Source organism: Kerstersia gyiorum (assembly GCF_048595715.1).
In the GTDB taxonomy this organism is placed as follows: domain Bacteria; phylum Pseudomonadota; class Gammaproteobacteria; order Burkholderiales; family Burkholderiaceae_B; genus Kerstersia; species Kerstersia gyiorum.
The window spans coordinates 3,155,696-3,178,136 of record NZ_CP169556.1; the positions used below are offsets into that span (position 1 = coordinate 3,155,696).

Sequence of the window (22,441 nt, forward strand, 5' to 3'; positions counted from 1 at the left end):
AATGAGCCTAGTGGAAGCACAGGAAGAATCCAAGGCAGTGGACCGTCTGGCAATCTGGCTGGACCAGGCGGGCCAGGTAGCTGCCGAACTGGAAAAAACAGCCGTCGAACGCGACGCTGCCGGCCATGATCCGGTTGCGGAAATCGCGCTGCTGCGCGACGCCGGCCTGCTGACCATCGCCATCCCGGCAAAACTGGGCGGCGGCGGCGCCACAGATAGCCAAATACTGCGCGTCATCCGTCGACTGGCTCAGGCCGACACATCCATCGCGCAAATTCTCACCTATCACCTGTTCGGCTCACGCATCGGTCTAGGCCACAACAACCCCGGTTTACGCCGTAAACGCCTGACCGGTTTTCTGCAGCATGGCTGGTTTCATGCAGGAATCGCCCAGGCAGCCTATCCGCCGCTGCTGCAAGCCAGCAATACCGGCGATGGCTATGCGATCAACGGCAGCAAGCCTTTTACTTCAGGCGCAGCCGTGGCCGACACCCTGCAGGTCTGGGTGCGCTTCGCCCCGGGCGCGACCGTGGACGGACAGGATGTCTCACACCACCTGGGCCAGTTCATCGTCGATAACCCCAGCCCCGGCCTGAGCTTCGGCGGAGACTGGAATGCCATCGGCCAGCGCCAGACCGTCAGCGGCAGCGCCCGCCTGGAAAATGTCCGTGTGGCCCGATCGGATCTGGTGAACCACTACCCGGAAACCCAGAAACTTCCGCCGCACGTAACCGTACATGTTCCGATCATTCAACTCTCCTTTGCCGAACTCTATATCGGCACGGCCCAGGGCGCCCTGCATGCCGCGCGCCAATACATCCGGCAGGAAAGCCGTCCCTGGGTCACATCCGGCCACGAACATGCGGCGGCGGACCCGCTGATCGTCGACCGTTTTGGCCGCCTCTCTGTGCAGCTGGCAGCTGCCACCGCCCTGGCCGATGCCGCTGGCGCCCAGGCAGATGCTGCTATCGCCCGGGGGCCGGCGCTGACCGAAATTGAACGCGGTGAGCTGGCCATCCTTGCCTATCAGGCCAAGGTGGCGGCCCACGAAGCCGCACTGGAAGTCACCTCCCGCATTTTCGAACTGATGGGCGCCCGCGCAGCCGCACGCAAATACGGTTTCGACCGCTACTGGCGCAACGTACGTACCCATACCCTGCACGACCCCATTCATTACAAGCTGCTGGAGGTAGGCGACTGGGCGCTCAACGGCCGCTACCCGGAACCCGACTACTACCGCTGAGGCCGACTGATGAGCTCCACTCCCAAACCCCTCATTCTCAACGGCTTCGCCATGACCGTGCCGGGCCACGTTTCGGCCGGTGTCTGGCGTCACCCCGACGACCGCTCGCATGAGTACATCAGACTGTCCTACTGGACTCATCTTGCAAAACTGCTCGACGAGGGCGGCTTCGATAATCTGTTCATTGCCGATGCGCTGGGCCCTATCGACGTTTATGGCGGCACGCCAGACGCCGCCCTGCGCACCGCTGCGCAGCAACCCCTCAATGACCCGCTGGTGCTGGTCGCCGCGATGGCAGGTGTGACCCGACGGCTGGGTTTTGGCGTCACCGTCTCCACCACCTATGAACAGCCCTATGCCCTGGCCCGCAAGTTCTCCACGCTGGATCACCTGACCCAGGGCCGAGTGGCCTGGAACGTCGTGACATCCGTGCTTGAAAGTGCAGCCCGAAACCTGGGCCTGCCCCGGCAGATCGAACATGACGAACGCTACGATCTGGCGCAGGAATTCCTGGAAGTCTGCTACAAGCTCTGGGAAGGCTCCTGGGAAGACGAAGCCCTGTTGCGCGACCGCACCCATGGTCGTTACATCGACCCCGCACGCGTGCATCCCATCGAACATGCCGGGCGCTATTTCCAGGTACCGGATGCCCATGTCAGTGCGCCATCGCCACAACGCACACCGTTGATTTTCCAGGCAGGCACCTCGGCAAGAGGCAGGGAATTCGCTGCCCGCAATGCCGAGGTCGTCTTCCTTGGCGGAACCAGTCCGATACAGATACGAACATCCGTGGATGCGATTCGCGCCAGGGCCGTCGAGCTGGGCCGCCGGCCTGACAGCATCAAGTTCATCACGGCCATCGTGGCCATCCCGGCAGCAAGCGCTGAAGCCGCCCAGGCAAAGTACCAGGAATATCTGAGCCATACCAGCCTGGAAGCCGCACTGGCGCTATTTTCCGCATGGACGGGCGTGGACTGGTCGCAATACGACCTGGACCATCCACTGGAATATATCGAAACCAATGCAGGGCGCTCGGCCCTGCGTGGCCTGACGGCCAAGGACGCAAGCCGGCGCTGGACTGTACGCGACATCGCCGAATACATCGGCGTTGGCGGTATCCACCCCAAACTGGTAGGCACCGGCGCACAGATTGCCGACCAGCTCGAACAGCTGGCCGAAGAAGCAGGCGTGGATGGCTTCAACATCGCCTATGCCATCAGCCCTGGATCATTCGAGGACTTTATCGAATATGTCATTCCTGAATTGCGCGCCCGCGGCCGCCTGACACTGCCAGGCCACGGACGTACCTTGCGTGGCCGCCTCATAGGCACCGACAGACTGGGCGACGACCATCCCGGCGCAGCATTTCGTGCCCTGCTGCAAGGCCCGTCCGTCCTGGCGCAGGACTATCGCGCAAGCGCAGCCAGGGAACCAGCATGAGCGGCAATATCCATCTGCACTGGTACCTGCCGACCAACGGCGACAGCCGGGGACTGACCGGTTCGGGCAATGACAGTCATGTCGTGGGGGCCAGCGGCAGCTTCCGCGCACCGACCCTGGCTTATCTCACAGATGTGGCGCGTGCGGCCGAAGCCCAGCCATTCCATGCTGTCCTGACCCCCACGGGCACCTGGTGCGAGGATGCCTGGATTACGACCGCCGCGCTCTCACGTGAAACGGAACGGCTGAAGTTCCTGGTGGCCTTCCGCCCAGGGCTGATTTCCCCGACGCTGGTCGCCCATCAGGCAGCCACCTTCCAGCGTCTGACAGGCGGACGCCTGCTGCTCAACGTCGTGACAGGCGGAGACCGTTTCGAACAGGCACGCTTTGGCGACCACCTGGATCACGATGCCCGTTACGCCCGTACCCATGAATTCCTGGATGTCCTGCGCGGCGTCACCTCGGCCTCGCCTGGCGCGCCGTTCTCCTACGCCGGACAGCACTATGACATCCGTGATGCCCGCATCGAGACGTCCCCTTACGGGCTGCCGCCAATTTTCTTCGGTGGTGCCAGCCCGGCAGCTGAAGCCGTGGCCATCGCACATGCCGATGTCCAGCTGTTCTGGGGCCAGCCCCCTGCTGTCGAAGCCGCCCGGGTGGCACGCTTGCGGGCTGCCGCCGCGCAGCGGGGCCGGCAATTGCGCTTCGGCATCCGCCTGCATGTCATTTCCCGCGATACCGAAGCCGAGGCCTGGGCCGTCGCCGATCGGCTGCTTTCCGGTCTGTCTGAAGACAGTATCAAGGCTGCGCAAAGCTTGCTGGCGCAATCGGAATCGGTCGCACAACAGCAAATGTCAGCCTTGCATCACGCTCGCACCAGCATTCCGCGCTCGGCCCGTGAACTGGAGATTTACCCCGGCCTCTGGTCAGGCTACGGCCTGGTGCGCGGCGGTGCCGGCACGGCACTGGTTGGCAGCCATGCACAGGTCGCCGCACTGATACGCGAATACCACCAAGCGGGTTTCGACCACTTCGTGCTCTCGGGCCAGCCGCACCTGGAAGAAGCCTGGCATTTCGGCGAAGGCGCTGCATCACTGCTGCGCGCCGAAGGCCTGCTGGCCGCACCCACCGAGCCCGCACCCGCCCACTGAACTGAACGCAAAGGAAACCTTCATGTCATTCGAGACTGCCTTGGCAGAATCCACCGCCGCCACGCTGTACCAGGGAATCCCGGCAGCGGACTTCTCACGCTGGCAACAACGTGCCCGTACTGTGGCCGATGAACTGGCGCGCACCATCATCACCAGGGACAAGGCCAACCAGGACCCCCACGCAGAAATTGAACTGTTGCGTGGTGAAGGACTGCTGGGTCTGGCCGTCCCGCGTGCACTGGGCGGCGCAGGCGCCAGCCTGCTGCAAGCCATGGAAATCGTCCGCATCATCTCGGAAGCCGACGGCTCCATCGGCCAGTTGCTCGCCTACCATTATTCAAATGGCGTCTGGACCTGGATACTCGGCACGCCTGAACAATGGGAAGACACCGTACGCCACGTCGCGCAAGACGGCTGGTTCCAGGGCGGCGTTTCGAACCCGCGAGATCAATGGGCCGAAATCGAGCGCGATGGCGACCGCCGCTTCATTTCAGGCAAACGCACATTTGCCACGGGCACAGCCATTTCCCAGATCATTACCGTCAGCCTGTGGGACCAGGGCAAGCGTGTGCATTACCAGATTCCGACCAATCGCCCAGGCATCACCTTCGGCGACGACTGGGACAATCTGGGCCAGCGCCTCACCGCCTCCGGATCAGTCACCTTCGAGCGGGTCGAGTTGTTCGAGCACGAAAGGCTATCCGGACTGGATCATTGGCCGGCTGATGCCAACCAGCGTGATGGCTTGCGCCCCCTGTTCAGCCAGATCATTTTCGCGCACTTCTATCTGGGCATCGCCGAAGGTGCACTGAAAGCCGCTGAATCCTATGTGCGACATCATGGCCGCCCCTGGCCTGAATCAGGTGTATCGAGCGCCCTGGAAGACCCGTACAACCTTGCCATTCTCGGCCGTTTTTCCGCGGCCATCGAGGCAGGCGTAGCGCTGGCGGACAAAGCCACCGTCAGCTATCAGCAAGCCCTTTTCGCTGGCGCCGCGCTGAGCGCGGAGGCATGGGGACAGCTGGCAATCCTGGTGGACCAGGCCAAAGTCGTGGCCAACGACGTTGTGCTTGAAGTGACTTCCCGCATTTATGAAGTGACCGGCGGCCGCTCGACGGCAAACCGGCATGGGCTGGATCATTTCTGGCGCAATGCGCGAACGCATTCGGTGCACGACCCGGTCTCCTATCGTGCACGTGAAATCGGGCAGGCACGCCTGGGCAGAAGCTGGCCCAAGCCCAGGGTCTACACGGAACCGCCCAAGGCGCAGTGAACCATGGATGCTTTTTTTCCCCCTGTGACGGTCCGTCCGCTGGATAGCGAGGCAGAACGTCGCAACGGCTTTGCCTGCTTCCGCCAGGCCATGTTGGCCCTGCCTGATCTGGGCAGTATCGAACCCGACATGGAAACCGCGTATCTCGCGCATGGCAGAATGCTGGGCGCATTCGATGGCGCAACGCTGCTGGGCGTCACCAATGGCTATGACTCTGCCATTACCGTACCGGGCGGCGCACAGATACGCCACCTGAGCGTCACCCACGTCGGCGTCACCGCCACGGCGACCCGGCGTGGCATTGCACGCCAGCTACTCACACAGCAATTGCGACAGGCCCGTGACACAGGCTATGCCGTGGCAGGACTGCGCGCCTCCAATGCCGGCCTGTATGGCCGCTACGGCTATGGCGTGGCTTCGTGGTCCGTACGCCAGGAACTCGACCTGGCTCAGGCACACCCCGCCATCGCCTTGCCGCGCACAGGAGTGCGCCCGGTCGATCCGAGCACAGCCTTTCCTTTGCTGCGCCGCATTGCCGCAGCACACCCCCCCACACGAGCCGCAGGCCTGGTGCGCTGGGACGCGTGGTGGGCCATGCAGGCTTTCCGTGCACGGCACGGTAGCACCCCCTTTCACGCAGCCGTTTTTGGCGCAGAGGACGACGAACGCGGCTTTCTTCGCTTCCATGTCGCCCCCAATGACAACTGGTTGATGTCCGCCAGCCGCAGCATCATCGTCGACGATCTTTATGCCGCTGATGACGAAGCCTGGCGCGCCTTGATCGGCTATCTTTTTTCCTTGGACATCGTGCAGCGAGTGATCTTCAACTCCCGCCCCGTGGATGACCCTTTGCCCCTGTTGCTGCGCGACCAACGCGTATTGGAGACTTCCCTGCGCCGTGACGAAAGCTGGATACGGCCACTGGATGTCGCCACACTGCTGACGGCAAGAACCTATGGTGACGCCAACGCCATCGTCCTGGCCATTGAGGATGAACTGTTCCCGGAGAACAACGGGCCTTGGCGCATCTCACCGCAAGGCGTGGCTCGCGTCGTTGCTGCGCCGCAGGCACGGATCGCTGTTGCAGACCTGGCATCGCTGGCATTCGGCGCGCATGGCGCCCATGAACTGGCAGCGGCACAACGACTGCATACAACCGCACCGGACACCCTGGACCAGCTTGCACGACTCTTTCACACGCCACGTTCCCCCCATGCCGGGCTGATGTTCTAGAAACGCAGCCATCCCGCCAAGGTCACACCGACCGCCAGCCCGCCTTCCTGGCCTGTGGCTGGCGCACTGTCATGCGCGAGGCATCCCGGTTCGCCTCGCTCGCATTGCCGCTTCCTGCAACGCTTGACCCGTTGATGCGAGACGCGCCGAATGAAGCCTGGCCATTAGCAAATGCCGACAAAGTCGAAGGCCACAGCTAACGACCGACTCATAATGCTTCATCCAAAACAGCAAAGTTTTCAAGAGGATCCCTCCATGCCGTATCCGATGTTCAGGGCTGCGCTGGCCAGTCTCGCCCTGGCTGCCGCCTTCGCGCCGCAGCAGGCCATGGCTGATAACCCGCAACGCGGTGGTACCTTGCGCATAGCGTCGCTCAACGCCGACCTCGATGCTTTCGACCCGCTGACCGGATACAGCATTGACTCATGGACCATTCTGCGCGCCACCACCCGGCAATTGGTCACCTACGCCGGCTCACCCGTCAGCCTGAAAGACGACACAACCCTGGTCCCGGACCTGGCGGAATCCTGGCAGGTTTCAGACGATGGAAAGACCTATACCTTCAAGTTGCGCCAGGGTGTCCGCTACTCCGGGCCAACCGACCGGGAAATCAAGGCCGAAGACTTCGTCTATGCCATCAAGCGCTTCTGCGACCCCAACAAACAGGTTGCCGCGGTCAATTACTTCAACCTGGCATTTTCCGGATTCAGCGAATATTGCCAGGCATACGCCAAGGTACCAACCGGCGATCTCGGCGCATCGCAAGCCTTCCTGGATGCCCACGACATTCCCGGCGTCAAGGCGCTGGACGATTACACGCTGCAACTGCGTTCCGACACCAAGAACTACGATTTTCTGAATATCCTCTCGATGAATTTCGTCACGCCCCTGCCGCGCGAAATTGCCTCGAAATACTTTCCTGACTCTATCGAATTCCGCAAGAACTTCCCGTCCAGCGGCCCCTACTATGTCGATCGCTACACGCAGGGCAAAGAACTGGTGTTGCAACGCTCCCCCCATTACGACGGCAAACTGGACCCGGCACGCCATGCGTGGGTAGACAGCATTGTGGTGGATTTCACCACCAACAACGAAGAAACCATCGTCCAGAAGATCGCGACCGGTGAAGCTGACCTGACGCTGTACCTGGAAGTGCCGCCACGCGCGACCATCGCCCGCTACGTACGCGAGAAAAGCCCGCAGTTGCACGCCACCAACTCAGGCTCCGCAAACTTCATCACCTTCAACGCCAGACCGCAAGCCCAGACTCCTGGCGCCACGGCACTGCGCGACCTGCGAGTGCGCCAGGCACTGACATATGCCGTCAACCGCGCGCACATTGTGCAAACCCAGGGCGGGCCGATCGCCGCTGTTCCCCTGACGCAAATCATCACCTCCACCATCCTGGGCCACGAACCCTTCGACCCCTACCCCACGCCCGAGCATCAAGGCGACCCCGCCAAGGCGCGCCAATTGCTGGCCGAGGCAGGCTACCCGGACGGCCTGACGCTGGATGCCATCTACCGCAGCACCGCCCAGTTCGAAGCCATCGCCCTGACCGTCAAGGAAGATGCCGCACGCGCGGGGATCAACATCAACCTGATCGCCATTCCACCCACGCAATGGTATGCCCATATCCAGGACCCCAAGAGCCGCTGGGACATTTCATTGGGCAGCCAATTCGCCCCGGACTGGCAAGGCCCCAGCACCCGCATGCTGCTGGGCGGTTGGCTGAATTCTGACGCTGCGCCTTGCGGCACCGGCAATGTGCATGCGATCTGCTACTCCAACCTTGAATTGAACAAACTGGCCGCCCAGGCCTATGTATCAGACAACCCCGGCCCGATATGGACCCAGGCCGACCAGCTGGTCTCGACCGACCTGCCCTGGATTCCACTGATCGAGAAACGCAAGATTTCCCTTAGCTCCAAGCGCGTGACCAACTGGCACTGGTCCTCACTCTCGGTACAGGCGGACATTACCAATGTCGCCCTACAACCCTGAACCGGAAACAACACCGATGGATGAATACAGCCATACCGGCGCCAGCGAGGCCAGCTTCCCGCACGACACATTGTTCGAGATCCGGCAATTGCACGTCGGGTTTGGCAACGCATCCCAGCCCGTGGTGAGTGGTGTCTCGCTGCATGTGCGGCGCGGCGAAACCCTGGCCCTGGTGGGAGAATCCGGCTCTGGCAAAAGCATTTCCTTGCTGGCGGCGACAGGCCTGGCTTCACGACAGGCACAGGTATCAGGCGCAGTGCTGTTCGAAGGCCAGGACCTGTTGCGCCTGTCAGACCGGGAACTGCGCCGCCTGCGCGGCGCACGCATTGGCTACGTTTTCCAGGACCCTCAAAGCAACCTGCATCCCTACCAAACGGTCTATGAACAGCTGGCCGAAGCCATTCTGGTGCACACGCCCAGGCCATACCCAGGACGGCGCGCCTTGCGCCAGCGTGTGACCGAACTGCTGACCGAAGTCGGCATACGCGACGCTGCACACCGCCTGGACGACCTGCCCCGACAATTCTCTGGCGGCATGCGCCAGCGTGTGATGATCGCCATGGCACTGGCGCTGGAACCGGCCCTGCTGATTGCTGACGAACCCACCACCGCACTGGATGTCACCGTACAGGCGCAAATCCTGGCCCTGCTCAAAGACTTGCAGCGACGACACGGCCTGGCGGTGATTTTCGTCAGCCATGACCTGGCGGTCGTCTCTGACATCGCCGACCGCATTGCCGTCATGCAGGAAGGGAAAATCGTTGAAAGCGGCAGTACGGAACAATTGCTGGCCCAGCCCCGGCATCCGTATTCACGCCGCCTGCTGCATGCGGCCGGGCTCGCTCATGGCGCCCTGCCCGGCACATCGGCCTGCGATACCCTGAGCCGGCCCGCTGCAGCACCACTGCTGCACGTCCAGGGGCTGACACGCAGTTTTGGCGAGCGCCCGGTGCTGTCAGATATCAACCTGGAGATAGCCGAAGGAGAAATCTTCGGACTGGTGGGCGAAAGCGGCTCAGGCAAAACAACATTGGGAAGATTGATTGCTGGGCTGGATCGGCCGGATCATGGCACCATGACCCTGCAGAGAACCGCCTTGCAGGTTCCCTATCCCCCTGCAACACGCCATGCCATCCAGGTGGTATTCCAGGATCCTTATGCCAGCCTGAATCCACATCGTCGCATTGGCGCAATGCTTGCAGAAATCCTGCGGCGCCGTGGCGTCGCCCAACCCGCCCGGGAAATCGAACGGCTCCTGCAGGCAGTACGTCTGGACCCTGCGCTGGCGCAACGCCTGCCTGTCCAGCTATCCGGCGGGCAGCGCCAGCGCGTTGCCATTGCCCGTGCACTGGCGCTGCAACCCCGCCTGATCATCGCCGACGAACCCGTTTCCGCACTGGACATCACAACGCAGGCGGAAATCCTCCAGCTCCTGCTGCAGCTACGCCGTGAAACCGGCCTGTCCCTGCTATTCATCACACATGACCTGGGCGTTGTGGCCCGTTTCTGCGACCGGGTCGGCGTACTACAGCATGGCGTGCTGGTGGAACACGGCGCCGTCGCCTCCATTTTCGCCCAGCCTGCCCACGCCTACACCCGCCAGCTTCTGGCCGCCATCCCGGGCCAACGTTTGCGCCCCCCGCCTGCGGCCAGTGCGCCGCTGCCAACGGCTGCCCTGATACCGATTGTCAGTCCATCTGCCGCACCCGCTCTGTGCTATGCCTGAATCACTCTCTTTGCCTGATCGGCAGCAACAACATTCGACAGGCCGATCATTTCTCCGTCCACGGCGCGCCTGGCGCACCGGCAACATTGCCCTGACAAGCGGCCTGCTGCTTTTCGGCGTGGTCATTGCAGGTGCCCTCGCCGCCCCCCTTATCGCCGCGCTGACAGGCCATGGCCCTACCGAGCAATTCCGTGCAACCGGCCTCGATGAAATGGGCCTGCCTGTCGGGCCCGGCAAAGAATTCCTGCTGGGAACGGACGGCCTGGGACGGGATGTCCTGGTACGCATCCTTTACGGTGCCAGGGTATCGTTACTGGTCGGCATACCAGCCACCACACTGGCTCTCGTCATCGGCACGCTACTGGGCTTGCTGGCAGGCTGGTTCCGTGACTGGCGCGGCAAGCTGCTAGACAGGATCATGGATGTTGTCCTCGCCTTCCCGTTTGTGCTGATGGCGCTGGCGCTGATCACACTTAACCGCGACGCGGCAGGCAGGCCTGTCTTGGCGCCGGAAGTGCTGGTCATCCTGGTGATTGCGCTCTTCTCGTGGATCTACTTCGCCAGGCTGGTCCGCAGCATCGTACAGACCCTGCGCCATGGCCCGCTGGTAGAAGCGGCACAAGTTTCCGGCGCGGACACTGCCACCATCCTGTTGCGCGATATCCTGCCCATCCTGGCCCCAAAACTTGCCGTTTTCTGGGCCGTGCAACTTCCGGTCAACATCGTCGCCGAAGCCACCTTATCCTTCCTGGGCGTCGGCATTGCAGCCCCCATGCCCAGCCTGGGCAACATGATTGCCGACGCCCAGCGTTCCGGCCTCTATCAGATTCAGCCATGGCTATTGCTGGGCCCCGGGCTGATGCTTTTTCTGGCCGTCGCCGGTGCCAATCTCATTGCAGCCGGCACGCGTACCTGGCTGGACCCGAACTCCGCGCGATCCTAATTCTGATCCTGCGCCATCATCCCAGTGAATGCCTCCACCATGCTTGCCCGTCTCTTGCGCTCCCTGCTCCAGGCCCTGTTCACCCTGCTGGCGTTGCTGGCCGCCAGCTTTTTCCTTACCCGGCTGGCCTACCGCAACCCGGCCGCCATGCTGGCCCCGCACAACGCCACGCAGGAATCCATAGACAGCATCGCCAATGCGCTGCGGCTGAACGAACCCTGGTGGCAACAGCTCTGGCATTACTTCTACCGCGGGCCGGATATTCAAGGCGCCCCCATGGGCCTCATGAACTGGCCCCCGGCACTGGGCTATTCCTTCCGCAAACAGGCCCCCGTCACCGACCTTATCCTGGAAAAACTACCCGCCACCCTTTCCCTGGTGCTGGGCGCTGCACTGATCTGGTTCATCCTCTCCACCCTATGGGGAGTCTGGGCGGCGCGCCATCAGGGGCGCTGGCAAGATCAGCTGACTGGCGTGCTGGCCTGCATCTTCATGTCTATCCCCGTCCTGCTTTCGGGCATCCTGCTGTCGTACGTATTTTTCTATCTGCTGACCGAAGCCGGTTGGCCCCTGTTTCCTTCCTCGGGCTACGTCGCGCTCACCGACAATCCATGGCAATGGGCGCGGCACCTGGCCCTACCTTGGGCCACACTGGTTCTGGTGCAGGTGGGCGTCTTCCAGCGAGTTATCCGAGGAGCCGTTCTGGACGTACTCGGCCACGACTATATCCGCACCGCACGTGCCAAAGGCGTGGGTGAAAACAGCGTGCATTTCCGCCACGCACTGAGCGCCGCCCTCAACCCCATCATCACGCTGGGTGCCCTGGAAATCGGCACACTGCTGGGCGGCGCCATCGTCACCGAAACCATCTTCGGCATAGACGGCCTGGGCCGCCTGGCCATCTCCTCGGCCCTGGACGGCGATTTCCCCGTGGTCATCGGCACCACCGTCATTGCGGGCGCGGGCATCATCTTGATGACCAGCCTGGGTGACCTGCTGGTCAGGAGCCGGGAACGGGCCTGACTCGTTCATGCCCTTTTTCTCGGGCCAGAGGTATGCTACTTTTCCAATCTGATAGGACACCGCTCCTGACCTGGCAAGCGCATCGCCGCCCCTGCCGTTATTTGTTGGGAACTTGCGATGAACCCATCCATCATTCAGTCCATCACTTTCGGCCGTACCGCGCCATGCCTGCCCGTCCGTAATATCCAGGCAGCGCTGGCCTTTTACTCGGGCGTTCTCGGGTTTCAGAAAACCTTCGAAAACGGCGATCCTGTCGGTTTCGTGGTGCTGAAAAAAGATGCCGCCGAAATCCATCTCAGCCAGAATCGTGAGCACCTTGCCACCCGCATGAATGCGCTGCACATGTTCGTCGATGATATCGACGCGCTCTACCAACTGTGCGTAAGCGCAAGGGTGCGCATCATCAAATCCCTGAGCGACAAGGACTACGGCCAGCGCGCATTCGTGTTTGCTGATCCGGATGGCAACCGGATTGATGTCGGGGAAAAGCGGTAAGTCTTCCCCTTCATCCTGGCAATATGCAAAAGGGCCTGCAGGCATGAATGCCTGCAGGCCCTTTTCTGATGGCGACAGGCCGGCGTCATAACGCGCAGGCCTGTCGAACACACCTGGCAGTCCGATCACTCCACCCGGCGAAGCCTGACGGTGGAAACCGCCGCCATCGAAATCAATGCCGCCACAATAATGTAAACCGCGACGGGCACCCACGAGCCATCGTATATATCCAGCAGCCAGGTAGCGATCAGCGGTGCCGTACCACCGGCAACGGCTGCGCCGATCTGGTAGCCCAGCGTAATGCCGGTATAGCGCACGCGGGTGGCAAAAATTTCGGAGAACATGGTACCGAGCACCGCCGTAATGGGCGCCCAGATCAAGCCGAGAGCCACGACCGTCGCAATAATCAGGGCCGTATTCGAACGCATATCCAGCAGCATGAAGTAAGGCACTGCGAACAAGGCCATCGCCAGCGCGCCAACCATGAACACCTTCACGCGGCCCACATAATCGGACAGCAGGCCCATCAGCGGTATGCAGAACGTGGTAATCAGGGTAGCGATGGTGACCGCATTGAGCACGTCGAAACGATCGTACTTGAGGCCACCGGTGGCATAACTCACGACGAAGGTCGAGAACAGGTAGAACGGTGCGGTCTCCACCACCTTGGCGCCGATGGCGATCAGCACCTCGCGCCAGTGGTCGCGCAGGGTTTCGACCAGCGGCATCTTGGCCACCTGACCTTCTTCCTTGGCTTTCTGGAAATCCGGCGTTTCATCTATGCCATTGCGCACCCACAGGCCCAGGAACACCAGGCCTGCACTGGCCAGGAACGGCACACGCCAGCCCCAGCTCATGAACTGGTCATCAGGCAACAGGCTCATCAGGGTCATGGCCAGCGTGGCCAGCAACATGCCGATGGTCACCCCCATTTGCGGCACGCTGCCAAACAGACCGCGACGGTTGGGTGCGGCATATTCGTAGGCAAGCAACAAGGCGCCCCCCCATTCGCCACCAATACCCAGCCCCTGGATCAGGCGCAACAACACCAGCAGGATAGGCGCCCACACGCCTATATAGTCATAGCCAGGCAACAGGCCAATCCCGACCGTCGCGCCACCCATCAGTGAGAGTGTAATAACCAGCGTTTTCTTGCGCCCGATGCGATCGCCGATATGCGCAAAAATCAGGCCGCCCAAGGGACGAATGAAAAACGTCAGCGCAAACGACAGGTACGACAGCATAAGGCCGACGACCGGGTCGAAATTCGGGAAAAACAGCTTATTGAAAACCAGGGCAGCGGTGGTGCCGTACAAAAAGTAATCGAACCACTCGATGGAGCTGCCGGTCAGGCTGGCAAGCAGAACCCGTTTGGCCGATGCGCGTTTGCCGGGCGTGGCGGCGGTTTGTTGGACCGTCATGACGAAAATTCCTTGTGATGTAAAGCGCGTGGGGCGTATCAGCCCGGCGGTGCAGAGACTAGTTGTTGCCGGCTTTTGGCGCCTGGCATAAGCAGCAGACTTGTGGCCTGCCTTGTCTGGTCGTCCTGCCAGTAAATGTTCCTGAGCGGGGCATAACACCCTTCGATGAACTTGGCCTTGATGGCTGCAAGCAGCCGATCGAAAGGTAAACAGCGCTCAGTCAGCGCTTGATCAAGGATTTGCATATGACTACCATCGTCGTACAGATAAAACCTGTACTTTCTTAAAAAATATTTCGTATAAGAAATATTATTCCGATACTAAAAAAATCGCCTTTAGGGTTTTCCACAGGAAAAGAAAGTCCTGATATACAGGAGACAAACATGGTTGCTACCGAAGAGGTGGTCAACGTACTGGCGGACAAACTGCGCCAACTGCGCAAGCAAGCCGGGTTGACCTTGCAACAGCTCAGTGAACGCTCTGGCATCTCCGCATCGGCCCTGTCGAAGATCGAGAACGGCCAACTCTCGCCGACCTATGAAAAAATCGCCGCCCTGGCGCGGGGACTGGACATCAACGTCGGTGCACTGTTTCAGCCGGACGACCGCAAACCCACGGCCTTATGGCGCCGCAGCGTCACCCGGCGCGGCGAAGGCGTCACGCACGACACACCACAATATGGCTACGAAATCCTGCACAGCGACCTGGCGGACAAACAATTCCTACCCCTGGTCACCACCATCAAAGTGCACGACTCGAAAGCCTTCTCCGAATTGCTGCGCCACGATGGCGAGGAATTTCTCTACGTACTCTCCGGCACAATCGTCATCCACACCGATTGCTACGCCCCGCTGACCCTGCAACCGGGCGACGCCTGCTATTTCGACAGCAACATGGGCCACGCCTGCATATCCGGAGGTCAAGAGGATGCACGGATTTTATGGGTGAGTTCGCATCCGGATTCGATGCACTGAAAAGTGCGGTCAACGAGTGGATGGAAAACAAGAAGGGCCTATGCATGGTTTGCGTAGGCCCCTTCGTATTCTGGTGGGCCTGCCGCAGTTGGCAGAGCTGCTGCATCACAGCCCGGACGGCTTGCGGGTGGCACTTCGTACGTCGCAACCCTATGCGCTGCAAATCCGGCAGGCCCGCGTGAAGATCGGGCGCAGGGGTGTATTTCCGCACTGCCGACATTGCCAGCTATCTCAGTCAAGCTGCTGCCTGATGTTCGCCAGGTTTGAATGAGCTTGGTCATTGCGTATCAAGCCCGTCGAACCTGATATGGATGAAGACAGCGTGCTACCAAAGATTCGCTCTCACACGACCAGGCGGCATCACTGCAAGCCCATACCTTGATAAAGCGTATCCGTTCGGATACTATCTTAGCCATGAACACGATCAACCTCACCGAAGAGTTTGGCCGGTGGCTTTCAAGCCTCAAAGATGTGATGGGCAAAGCCAAGATCCTCGCTCGCATCAGGAATGCCAGCTTGGGAAACTTTGGTGACATCAAACCTATTGGCGACGGCGTCTAAGAAATGCGGATTGATTTCGGCCCAGGCTACCGTGTCTACTACGCCCGAGAAGGGCGCGTGGTTTATCTCCTGCTTCATGGTGGCGACAAGTCCACCCAACAGAAAGACATCGCGACTGCCATCAGGATGTGGAAAAAAATTCAAGAGGAACAATCATGACCGCCATCAAAACCGTCCCGTTCGATGCTGCGGAATACCTCGACAACGAAGAAGCGATTGCAGCCTATCTGTCTGCCGCCCTGGAAGAGAATGAACCGGCGCTCTTTCTGGCTGCACTCGCAGATGTGGCCAAGGCACGCGGCATGACAAAAATGGCTCAAGATGCAGGACTAGGCCGTGAAAGCCTGTACAAAGCACTGGCGCCTGGTGCAAAGCCACGATACGACACAGTGCTCAAGCTGGCACGTGCCGCTGGCGTGAGACTAACCGTGGAGCCGATTCCATCCCATTGACGCCATCGGCGGCCAATCATCTTAAAACACACACGAGACGCCGCCGCTCACCATACGCTCAAAGCAAAAACAAAAAGGGCCTACGCACAGCGTGCGTAGGCCCTTCATATTCTGGTGGGTCCTGAGGGACTCGAACCCTCGACCAACGGATTAAAAGTTTGTGATGGAAAGGCAGTGCTTGGGGGAATGGGGTGCAGGGGTGCGGAGGTGATGGGAGGGGAAAGTAGTTTGGTGACAGTAGGTTAGCGGAGTTTTGGGGAAGCGGTGAAAACGGATGGGTGTACCGGGAGTGTACCGAAGGCACATATCAACCGCACTGTCTGCTAACGACCCAAACCGGAAGTTCGTCTTGCACCAAAGCGGTCATTCAGCCCGTACCCGGCGCCCACAAAAAAGCACCAAGGACATGACTCCCTAGTGCTCTAAAAAGCCAGCGGCCATCAATTACCGCCAGCTATAGGCGCAGCTTCCGCTGCATTGCAATCGTCACGCCATCACTAGCGGCGCATGTACAGGCCGAGCGCTGCAAAGCCCAGCACCATCACCGACAACAGCAGCCGCTCCCACAGTTCGCCAAACAGCGGCACCGGTGTGGGAGTTGCAGGAACCTCCACAGCCGCTGTCACGTTAATGCTTTAAGTCTGTACCACTGTGGGCATTCATGGTGAACTAAGCCGCCTCCGGCATGAAGACTGCCTACGTCCAAGTTATTGTTCTGGCCTCGTTATGGGCAAACGCATTGCCACTCGCCGCTCGACTGGGAGGCCGTGAGCAGCCTCGGCATTCAGCGCATCTCGAAGATGCAGGACGGGGTTCATCACGGGTTTGAACCCGAATTTTGCATACGCCGGCGCACACCACGGAACATCTTTAAAAGTCGTCAGCGTCAGCGCAGCCAAGCCGGTCTCCACCGCATATTGGTAAGCGCTGCGAAGCAGTCCCGTGCCAACACCTTGTCGTTGCCAATCGCCATGAACAGAAAGCTCCCAAATGTGAAGCTCATGATTCAAAACTTCGGCATTCAAAAATCCGACCAGGTTGTCCTGCGATGTCTCAGCGACCCAAACGCTTCTCTTGAGAATGAGCCGCTCATGTTCAGCCCGCGCGATGACCTGGCCAGCTGCCAGCCAATCCAAATGGGGGATAGCTCGATAGAGCTCGCTGGCGGACTTTTCGATTCGCGGCAAATATGCCGCGTCCTCAAGGGTGGCAACACGAATGAACATGTGGGCGGAAATGACCGGTCAATTGGAAGGCTGCACCCGCGCCAGTGAACCAGGCACTTTAGTGAGGTGCAGTCCTCCACAACGATTGTGGGGTAGCATCTGCACGCAAACTGTACAGATGATCTTGGTCAGTCTATCGCTTGACCGCACTCAGATAACGGAAGCCGCCGCCTGCAATCTGCAAGCCATCTCTGCGGCCCGCGAAATAGCGGGCGTTGAGTTCTGCCGGCCCCAAGTCTTCATCGACTTCAAAGCCCGCAAATGACAGCAGTTCACGCATGCGCTCCGGCGTGCAAGATGATTGCCACGGCTCGCCTCCCGCAGCCATCATGCTGGCCGTGAACTGCATCATGACTCGCTCCACAGGATGCAGTTGGGCCTCATCCAGGCGGTAGTCCAGCGTAACGGTGGAGCCTGGAGCAAGTTGCTGTAACGCAGCAATCTCGCGCTCAACCACATCGTTGCAAAGGTAGACGAGCACCCCCAGCACAGACAGGCTGACAGGCTTGGCAAGGTCTGCTCCACCTGCGAGAAGACCATCAACACTGGTCATCTCCCGCAAATCGGTGGCTACATAGCGCAGGCTTGCGGGCTGAGCCCATCCGTTGTCTGTATAAAGGTCTGTCTTCCATTTCTGCATTGAAGGCTGGTCCAGTTCAAACGTGGTGACGGCAGGAAGCGTGGACGCACTGCGCAGTGCCCATGTATCCAGACCTGCCCCGACTACGCCGTATTGCACAGTCCCGTTGGCAATGGCTTTCAGCAAATGGTCTTCCGCGAATCGTGAGCGGGCTACGATGCCCGCCCGCATGGAGCGTGACGGGACATCGTTTTGCACCATTGGTTCGCGCATCAGTGATGCAGCATTGGCACTTCCCAAAGACGCTATGGCGAAGGGGTCCTTGAATACCAGGTCGTCTTCGAGAATCTGGTGCGCTGCTCGTGAAGTGGCGACACGCATGGCCGAGGGGCTTGGACAGCCAGTGAATTTCATTGGAATACTCCTGTTGTTAGTTCAACGAAAGGAGTACTTTCAGGCCTGACGTAACGTCAGGGTCAAGAGGCAGCAGCTTCGAGGTATGCCCTCAGCTGTGGACCAACAAAGTGACCGAGCGCCAATATGGGCTCCGAGGTATAGGCCTGCTTCAGCTTGACCGCAAGCGACATATCCTGCGCTACGGTTCTAAGCGAGAGTTCGCGATATCGCGCCACCAACTCGCGCGCAGCCTTTGTCTTTGGAGAGACTCTATTGGCGAGCAGCCTCTCTCCTTGAGCCGCAAATGTCTCCCACTCAGGCCCTGTAGAGCCATCCAGTCTGTTAAGTTCGTCTGGCGAGAGATGACGGCGCAATGCTTCCAGGCGCAACTCGATGGCTTGTTCAAGGTATTGCATGAGCTCTGGCTCAAGTCCAGCGTGCCGCGCCGTCTCAGGCGCTTCCCGATGCATTCGCGCCCAATCAAGGATGGCGCCCAGCCGTCCTCCGAAAACAGACATTGCGATGTTCATCCACCGTTGTGCGAGCAACTGCGTTTGCGCTGCATCGACCGGAACAGCGCCGCTTCGGCATGCAAGCAATTTTCCGGCAACTGGCTGCCATCGGGCCTTGGCGCGACGCCAGCGCGCAAGCAGCCGCCGTACGTCCTCTGAGGGAAGGTACAACTGATGAGTCTCAAGGAGGCGAATGCCGTCGAGCAAATCACCGGCCGATGCGTTTTGGCGAGAGACAGCGTGCTCCAGAAACAGCAGCTTTTCTTTGAGCTCCTGGATTTCCACCAGCTTGCGCGTAGCATCTTCTACCTGGCGACGCAGTAACACTTGAGGTGTGACTTCACCTCCAGTCAATGTTGCCGCAATCGCTTCGAGGCTGAGTCCTAGTTGTTTGAGGGACTGAACGGCATGCAATCGCTCGATGTCGTTGGCACTGTAGAGGCGATACCCCGACTCGCTTCGAGCACTGGGGCATACCAATCCGATATGGTCGTAATGATGCAGAGTACGTACAGTGATACCCGCACGCTTGGCGACTGCTCCTATGGTGAGATGAATGGCGTCCACGGTTTACACGGTTTGTCAGATTTACCACGATTGTCTGGTAAAGGTCGAGCCTGTAGGGGGTAACCGCCCTAAAGCGGGCTTAGCGTTCTTTCAATTGCCGGCATGGCGGGTTAACCTAAGTCTGCGACACACGCTCAAGGCCATCCGAAGCTTCCGGCCCGTAGGTGTCAAACGACAACTTGATGCCGCGCTGCGCTGGTGCAAGCGTGTTCTCGGGTGAAAGCTCCACGCCCTTGCTATTATTGTCCATGAACCATCCGCAGAACAGGTCAACACGAAACCGAGTCACGATGTCACCCTAAACCGCTAGGTCCGACGTGACTTGACCAAGCAACTCCGAGACCTGACCATCCAAGTCTTCTGGCTCGGTCTCCTTCGCCCTTAGACGCCACATGCCAGATTTCTTCGTGCCAATGCGGCCCGATGGGCTCGAAGGAATCTGCGGCCCTTTCACATGAGCTGACGTCGGCATTGCACTGAGTAGCCTCGAAATTTCCTCAGGCACTAGTTCGTCACCCATGATGCGCAACGTTGCCACAGACCGTTCGAGATGAACCATTAGTGAAGCCTATTCAGATTGACGAAGGACCGCTGTTGGCTCCATTGTGCCCGTGGAGCGAATGTCGGGTCATGGCCGAAAGCAGACGCTGATAAACGACCATTTTCGAACCACAGCGAAAGCATGAATTTGTCTTATGAAAGGTTCGATTCGAACTTGGCAACGCCGACGAGCATACCGCCATAATCGCTCACGATAGAAGGCAGTACGTGCGGCACAAGAAGATATTCATGTGAAGAGCAAGACACCCCACCTACTACATCCGCAAAACTTCCGAATCGTAGGCAACGACCTCTTCTGAGGTGTGAGGGACGCCTCCCCTACATCTTGAATGCATACCAAGGTCAGCATCCCAGTTAAGCTGCCGATCTGCTAACTCAGGATTAAAGCCGTGGCTTACGGCCCCAACATCAAAATCTGTTTACAAAACGCTTACACAGACCCAGAAAAGCAAAAGGCCAACCCCGAAGGATTGGCCTAAGTGCTTGAAAATATTGGTGGGTCCTGAGGGACTCGAACCCTCGACCAACGGATTAAAAGTTTGCGATGGAAAGGTAGTGCCTAGGGGAATGGGGTGTAGGGATGCGGAGGTGATGGGAGGGGAAAGTAGTTTGGTGACAGTAGGTTAGCGGAGTTTTTGGGAAGTGGCGAAAACGGATGGGTGTACCGTAAGTGTACCGAGGAGAAATACCAGACACACTTCTGCTCACGACCATGACGGACATCTATTGTGACCGAGGTAGCGGCAGACCGACCACCAGAGCGCGTGCCTGTTCCACAGACAGGTTCACGTGACTGCCCAGCGTCGGCCACGCGAACTGGCCCTGGTGCAAGCGGCGTACCGCCATCCAGACGCCGAAGCCATCGTGGATCAGCACCTTCAGACGTGTGCCTCGACGGTTGGCGAACAGGTACGCGTGATGCAGCTGGGCACGACCGAACACCGACACTACCTGCATCAGCAATCTATCCATGCCACTGCGCATGTCCACCGGATCCACGCCCAGACAGATATGGTCGATGCGGATCATGTCAACACTACCTTCAGGCACACGGCCAGACGGTCGGCGTGTTCGGCGTGCCAGTGCAGTCAGATCGGGCCTTGGCTCGACGGTAGTTCGATGGTGATCTGCCGCCGCCTGCACTGCGCGATGTCGGTCTTCAACGCCATGCAATGCGGGTTGCAGTTCAATGAAGGCCGTTGACCTGTCGGGTCATGCCGCCGTTCGCAACGATCCTTGGGACATCTCGTCAGCTCGGGACCGCTTGTACTCTTCGACCCAGCGGCGCAGCAGATTGGCATTCAGGCCATTGGCCAGCGCGATCGACACATGCGGCTGCAGGCATTGCGCGGCCAGCTCTGCCTTGTATTGTTTCGTGTAGCTGCGTCGACGCCTCGGCCCAGCCAACACCTGCTCATCAAAGTGCATACTTCTCCACCTATTTTTAATGGACAAGTATCCTCTTGTGCCCTTGCCCTGCGATCAAGGGTGGGTTCGGCGAACGCTTACCTTGCTAGCTGGTTTTTGCCAAAGTTTTGAGACATTTTTCCTCGTGCCCCTCCATTTTTTTTAAGAAGCAACCACAACCCCTGCATCGAGTCTTACCTTTTAAATCAACATTATTTTTCAATGCAAAGTTGCTCCAACTATCTGAGTGCGCTTGACTTATATGCTGAACCAAGTCTACAACTTGCTTATCACAGTAAGGGCAATTTGTTCTTTGATGCACTGGTTTGATAGTCTTTTTTAGACTTTCTAACCTGTAGTGAAGATGCGAATTATATAAATACTCAATTCGATCCGAACTGAAATTAGCTCCACGGCATGATTGAATGCCAGACTCTCGGAAAAATCTCGCCAAATCGTAGAGCGGGGAATGTGAACCAGATCTTTTCAAAACCAAATAGAGACTGCACGCTGCGTCAATGAACTGAGTTGAGTATGTAGTTGCCCAACTGCCAGGGCCATGGTGTGCCGGAATATACTGACCTTGCATTTTCTTGCAAATAGCAAGCAATGCTTCGACTTTTTTTCGGTTTTTTTTTGTAAATTCCATATTCTCCTAACACCTCCTTATTCTACCGACTCGAGAATCAAACTAACGCAGCATCCCTATCCAACTAGTCTTTGCAAATGAAAGTATACGTTCGAGTTCGTTTCATAAAACCACCTGCGATCGACTGCGAGAAATTGGGATCATTGATGAAATCAAATGAGGATGGGCAGGTTTTTGCAGCAAATTTGTGCGCAAAAATATGAATTCTTTGAGCAATTGATCCTTCGGTCTCCAGCAAGCCTGGGGCTGCTGTTATTGTAAGCAAATGTTTCTTTTCTCCAAGTAGTTCATGCGAAAACTGCACATTTCCTGTGCCTCCAACTTGAGAGCCCTGCTCAATTGACGTTGGTTCCCCTGTATATGAGCAGCCAGCCAAAACCACCAAGAATACCATCAGAGCAGCCATTTTATAGTTAATTTCAGTCATTTCTAAAAACAAGTCCTGTTTTTTTATTTCGATATTAAAATTTTTCGACAAGCATTTGAGTCCACTCTCTTTTTAGCATTCAAAGAAGCGCGCCTAATATTTTTGTATCACTGTTATTCATGCGTTATTGAGTACGTTGCATGCAAGACAGCACATTCACTTTTATACGCTGCGCCA

25 protein-coding genes are annotated in these 22,441 nt (G+C 58.8%); 14 read left to right on the forward strand and 11 right to left on the reverse strand.

What is annotated here, in order from left to right:
• Position 1: 1 nt before the first annotated feature.
• The 10 genes from ACEW7X_RS13805 to ACEW7X_RS13850 all read left to right on the forward strand — a co-directional run bounded on the left by ACEW7X_RS13805 (position 2) and on the right by ACEW7X_RS13850 (position 12,531).
• Positions 2–1,243 (forward strand): acyl-CoA dehydrogenase family protein, encoded by a 1,242-nt coding sequence (locus ACEW7X_RS13805; protein WP_068366926.1) that lies wholly within the window; start codon positions 2–4, stop codon positions 1,241–1,243.
• A gap of 9 nt (positions 1,244–1,252) precedes the next feature.
• Complete coding sequence (locus ACEW7X_RS13810; RefSeq protein ID WP_420177323.1) at positions 1,253–2,683, forward strand: LLM class flavin-dependent oxidoreductase; 1,431 nt, start codon at positions 1,253–1,255, stop codon at positions 2,681–2,683.
• Positions 2,680–3,834, forward strand: coding sequence for an LLM class flavin-dependent oxidoreductase (locus ACEW7X_RS13815; RefSeq protein WP_068366930.1), 1,155 nt, complete (start codon positions 2,680–2,682; stop codon positions 3,832–3,834). Before ACEW7X_RS13810 ends, ACEW7X_RS13815 begins: the two co-directional genes overlap by 4 nt.
• Positions 3,835–3,856: 22 nt before the next feature.
• On the forward strand, positions 3,857–5,107 hold the full coding sequence (locus ACEW7X_RS13820; protein ID WP_068366932.1) for an acyl-CoA dehydrogenase family protein: 1,251 nt from the start codon (positions 3,857–3,859) through the stop codon (positions 5,105–5,107).
• Between the two features lie 3 nt (positions 5,108–5,110).
• A complete protein-coding gene (locus tag ACEW7X_RS13825) occupies positions 5,111–6,340 on the forward strand; it encodes a GNAT family N-acetyltransferase (RefSeq protein WP_068366935.1) in 1,230 nt (409 codons plus the stop codon).
• A gap of 255 nt (positions 6,341–6,595) precedes the next feature.
• Complete coding sequence (locus ACEW7X_RS13830; protein ID WP_068366937.1) at positions 6,596–8,344, forward strand: ABC transporter substrate-binding protein; 1,749 nt, start codon at positions 6,596–6,598, stop codon at positions 8,342–8,344.
• Positions 8,325–10,070 carry a dipeptide ABC transporter ATP-binding protein gene (locus tag ACEW7X_RS13835; protein ID WP_202969503.1) on the forward strand — a complete coding sequence of 582 codons (1,746 nt, stop codon included), beginning with the start codon at positions 8,325–8,327 and terminating at the stop codon, positions 10,068–10,070. Before ACEW7X_RS13830 ends, ACEW7X_RS13835 begins: the two co-directional genes overlap by 20 nt.
• Positions 10,063–11,013 carry an ABC transporter permease gene (locus tag ACEW7X_RS13840; RefSeq protein WP_083969354.1) on the forward strand — a complete coding sequence of 317 codons (951 nt, stop codon included), beginning with the start codon at positions 10,063–10,065 and terminating at the stop codon, positions 11,011–11,013. Before ACEW7X_RS13835 ends, ACEW7X_RS13840 begins: the two co-directional genes overlap by 8 nt.
• A gap of 39 nt (positions 11,014–11,052) precedes the next feature.
• Entirely contained in the window at positions 11,053–12,036 is a 984-nt protein-coding gene (locus ACEW7X_RS13845) for an ABC transporter permease (protein WP_068367753.1), read from the forward strand.
• Positions 12,037–12,153: 117 nt separating this feature from the next.
• Complete coding sequence (locus ACEW7X_RS13850; protein WP_068366943.1) at positions 12,154–12,531, forward strand: glyoxalase superfamily protein; 378 nt, start codon at positions 12,154–12,156, stop codon at positions 12,529–12,531.
• 125 nt (positions 12,532–12,656) lie between these two features.
• Here ACEW7X_RS13850 and ACEW7X_RS13855 read toward each other — a convergent pair whose 3' ends face one another.
• Positions 12,657–13,952, reverse strand: a complete 1,296-nt coding sequence (locus ACEW7X_RS13855) for an MFS transporter (RefSeq protein WP_068366945.1) — start codon at positions 13,950–13,952, stop codon at positions 12,657–12,659.
• A 38-nt stretch (positions 13,953–13,990) separates the two neighbouring features.
• Entirely contained in the window at positions 13,991–14,197 is a 207-nt protein-coding gene (locus ACEW7X_RS13860; protein WP_420177324.1) for a hypothetical protein, read from the reverse strand.
• A gap of 138 nt (positions 14,198–14,335) precedes the next feature.
• On the opposite strand from ACEW7X_RS13860, the gene ACEW7X_RS13865 reads away from it, so the two are divergent.
• The 4 genes from ACEW7X_RS13865 (at position 14,336) to ACEW7X_RS13880 (ending at position 15,939) form a co-directional block, all read left to right on the forward strand.
• Positions 14,336–14,926, forward strand: coding sequence for a helix-turn-helix domain-containing protein (locus ACEW7X_RS13865; RefSeq protein WP_068366948.1), 591 nt, complete (start codon positions 14,336–14,338; stop codon positions 14,924–14,926).
• A 414-nt stretch (positions 14,927–15,340) separates the two neighbouring features.
• Positions 15,341–15,487 (forward strand): hypothetical protein, encoded by a 147-nt coding sequence (locus ACEW7X_RS13870; RefSeq protein ID WP_420177325.1) that lies wholly within the window; start codon positions 15,341–15,343, stop codon positions 15,485–15,487.
• Positions 15,488–15,490: 3 nt separating this feature from the next.
• Positions 15,491–15,646, forward strand: a complete 156-nt coding sequence (locus ACEW7X_RS13875; RefSeq protein ID WP_341461455.1) for a type II toxin-antitoxin system RelE/ParE family toxin — start codon at positions 15,491–15,493, stop codon at positions 15,644–15,646.
• Complete coding sequence (locus ACEW7X_RS13880; protein ID WP_068366953.1) at positions 15,643–15,939, forward strand: addiction module antidote protein; 297 nt, start codon at positions 15,643–15,645, stop codon at positions 15,937–15,939. The genes ACEW7X_RS13875 and ACEW7X_RS13880 overlap by 4 nt, the downstream gene beginning before the upstream one ends.
• Positions 15,940–16,436: 497 nt before the next feature.
• On the opposite strand, the gene ACEW7X_RS13885 is transcribed toward ACEW7X_RS13880, so the two are convergent.
• The 9 genes from ACEW7X_RS13885 to ACEW7X_RS13925 all read right to left on the reverse strand — a co-directional run bounded on the left by ACEW7X_RS13885 (position 16,437) and on the right by ACEW7X_RS13925 (position 22,315).
• Positions 16,437–16,565, reverse strand: coding sequence for a hypothetical protein (locus ACEW7X_RS13885; protein WP_257740034.1), 129 nt, complete (start codon positions 16,563–16,565; stop codon positions 16,437–16,439).
• Positions 16,566–16,646: 81 nt separating this feature from the next.
• Positions 16,647–17,165, reverse strand: coding sequence for a GNAT family N-acetyltransferase (locus ACEW7X_RS13890; protein ID WP_035271806.1), 519 nt, complete (start codon positions 17,163–17,165; stop codon positions 16,647–16,649).
• Between the two features lie 133 nt (positions 17,166–17,298).
• Positions 17,299–18,159 carry a class I SAM-dependent methyltransferase gene (locus ACEW7X_RS13895; RefSeq protein ID WP_068366966.1) on the reverse strand — a complete coding sequence of 287 codons (861 nt, stop codon included), beginning with the start codon at positions 18,157–18,159 and terminating at the stop codon, positions 17,299–17,301.
• Positions 18,160–18,221: 62 nt separating this feature from the next.
• Positions 18,222–19,220, reverse strand: a complete 999-nt coding sequence (locus tag ACEW7X_RS13900) for a MerR family transcriptional regulator (protein ID WP_071535909.1) — start codon at positions 19,218–19,220, stop codon at positions 18,222–18,224.
• 115 nt (positions 19,221–19,335) lie between these two features.
• Positions 19,336–19,470, reverse strand: coding sequence for a hypothetical protein (locus ACEW7X_RS13905; protein WP_257740035.1), 135 nt, complete (start codon positions 19,468–19,470; stop codon positions 19,336–19,338).
• Between the two features lie 48 nt (positions 19,471–19,518).
• Positions 19,519–19,779, reverse strand: coding sequence for a DUF4279 domain-containing protein (locus ACEW7X_RS13910; RefSeq protein WP_420177326.1), 261 nt, complete (start codon positions 19,777–19,779; stop codon positions 19,519–19,521).
• Between the two features lie 725 nt (positions 19,780–20,504).
• A complete protein-coding gene (gene tnpB, locus ACEW7X_RS13915; protein ID WP_420177327.1) occupies positions 20,505–20,810 on the reverse strand; it encodes an IS66 family insertion sequence element accessory protein TnpB in 306 nt (101 codons plus the stop codon).
• A 183-nt stretch (positions 20,811–20,993) separates the two neighbouring features.
• Positions 20,994–21,209 (reverse strand): transposase, encoded by a 216-nt coding sequence (locus ACEW7X_RS13920; RefSeq protein ID WP_420177328.1) that lies wholly within the window; start codon positions 21,207–21,209, stop codon positions 20,994–20,996.
• 692 nt (positions 21,210–21,901) lie between these two features.
• A complete protein-coding gene (locus tag ACEW7X_RS13925) occupies positions 21,902–22,315 on the reverse strand; it encodes a hypothetical protein (RefSeq protein WP_420177329.1) in 414 nt (137 codons plus the stop codon).
• Positions 22,316–22,441 lie beyond the last annotated feature (126 nt).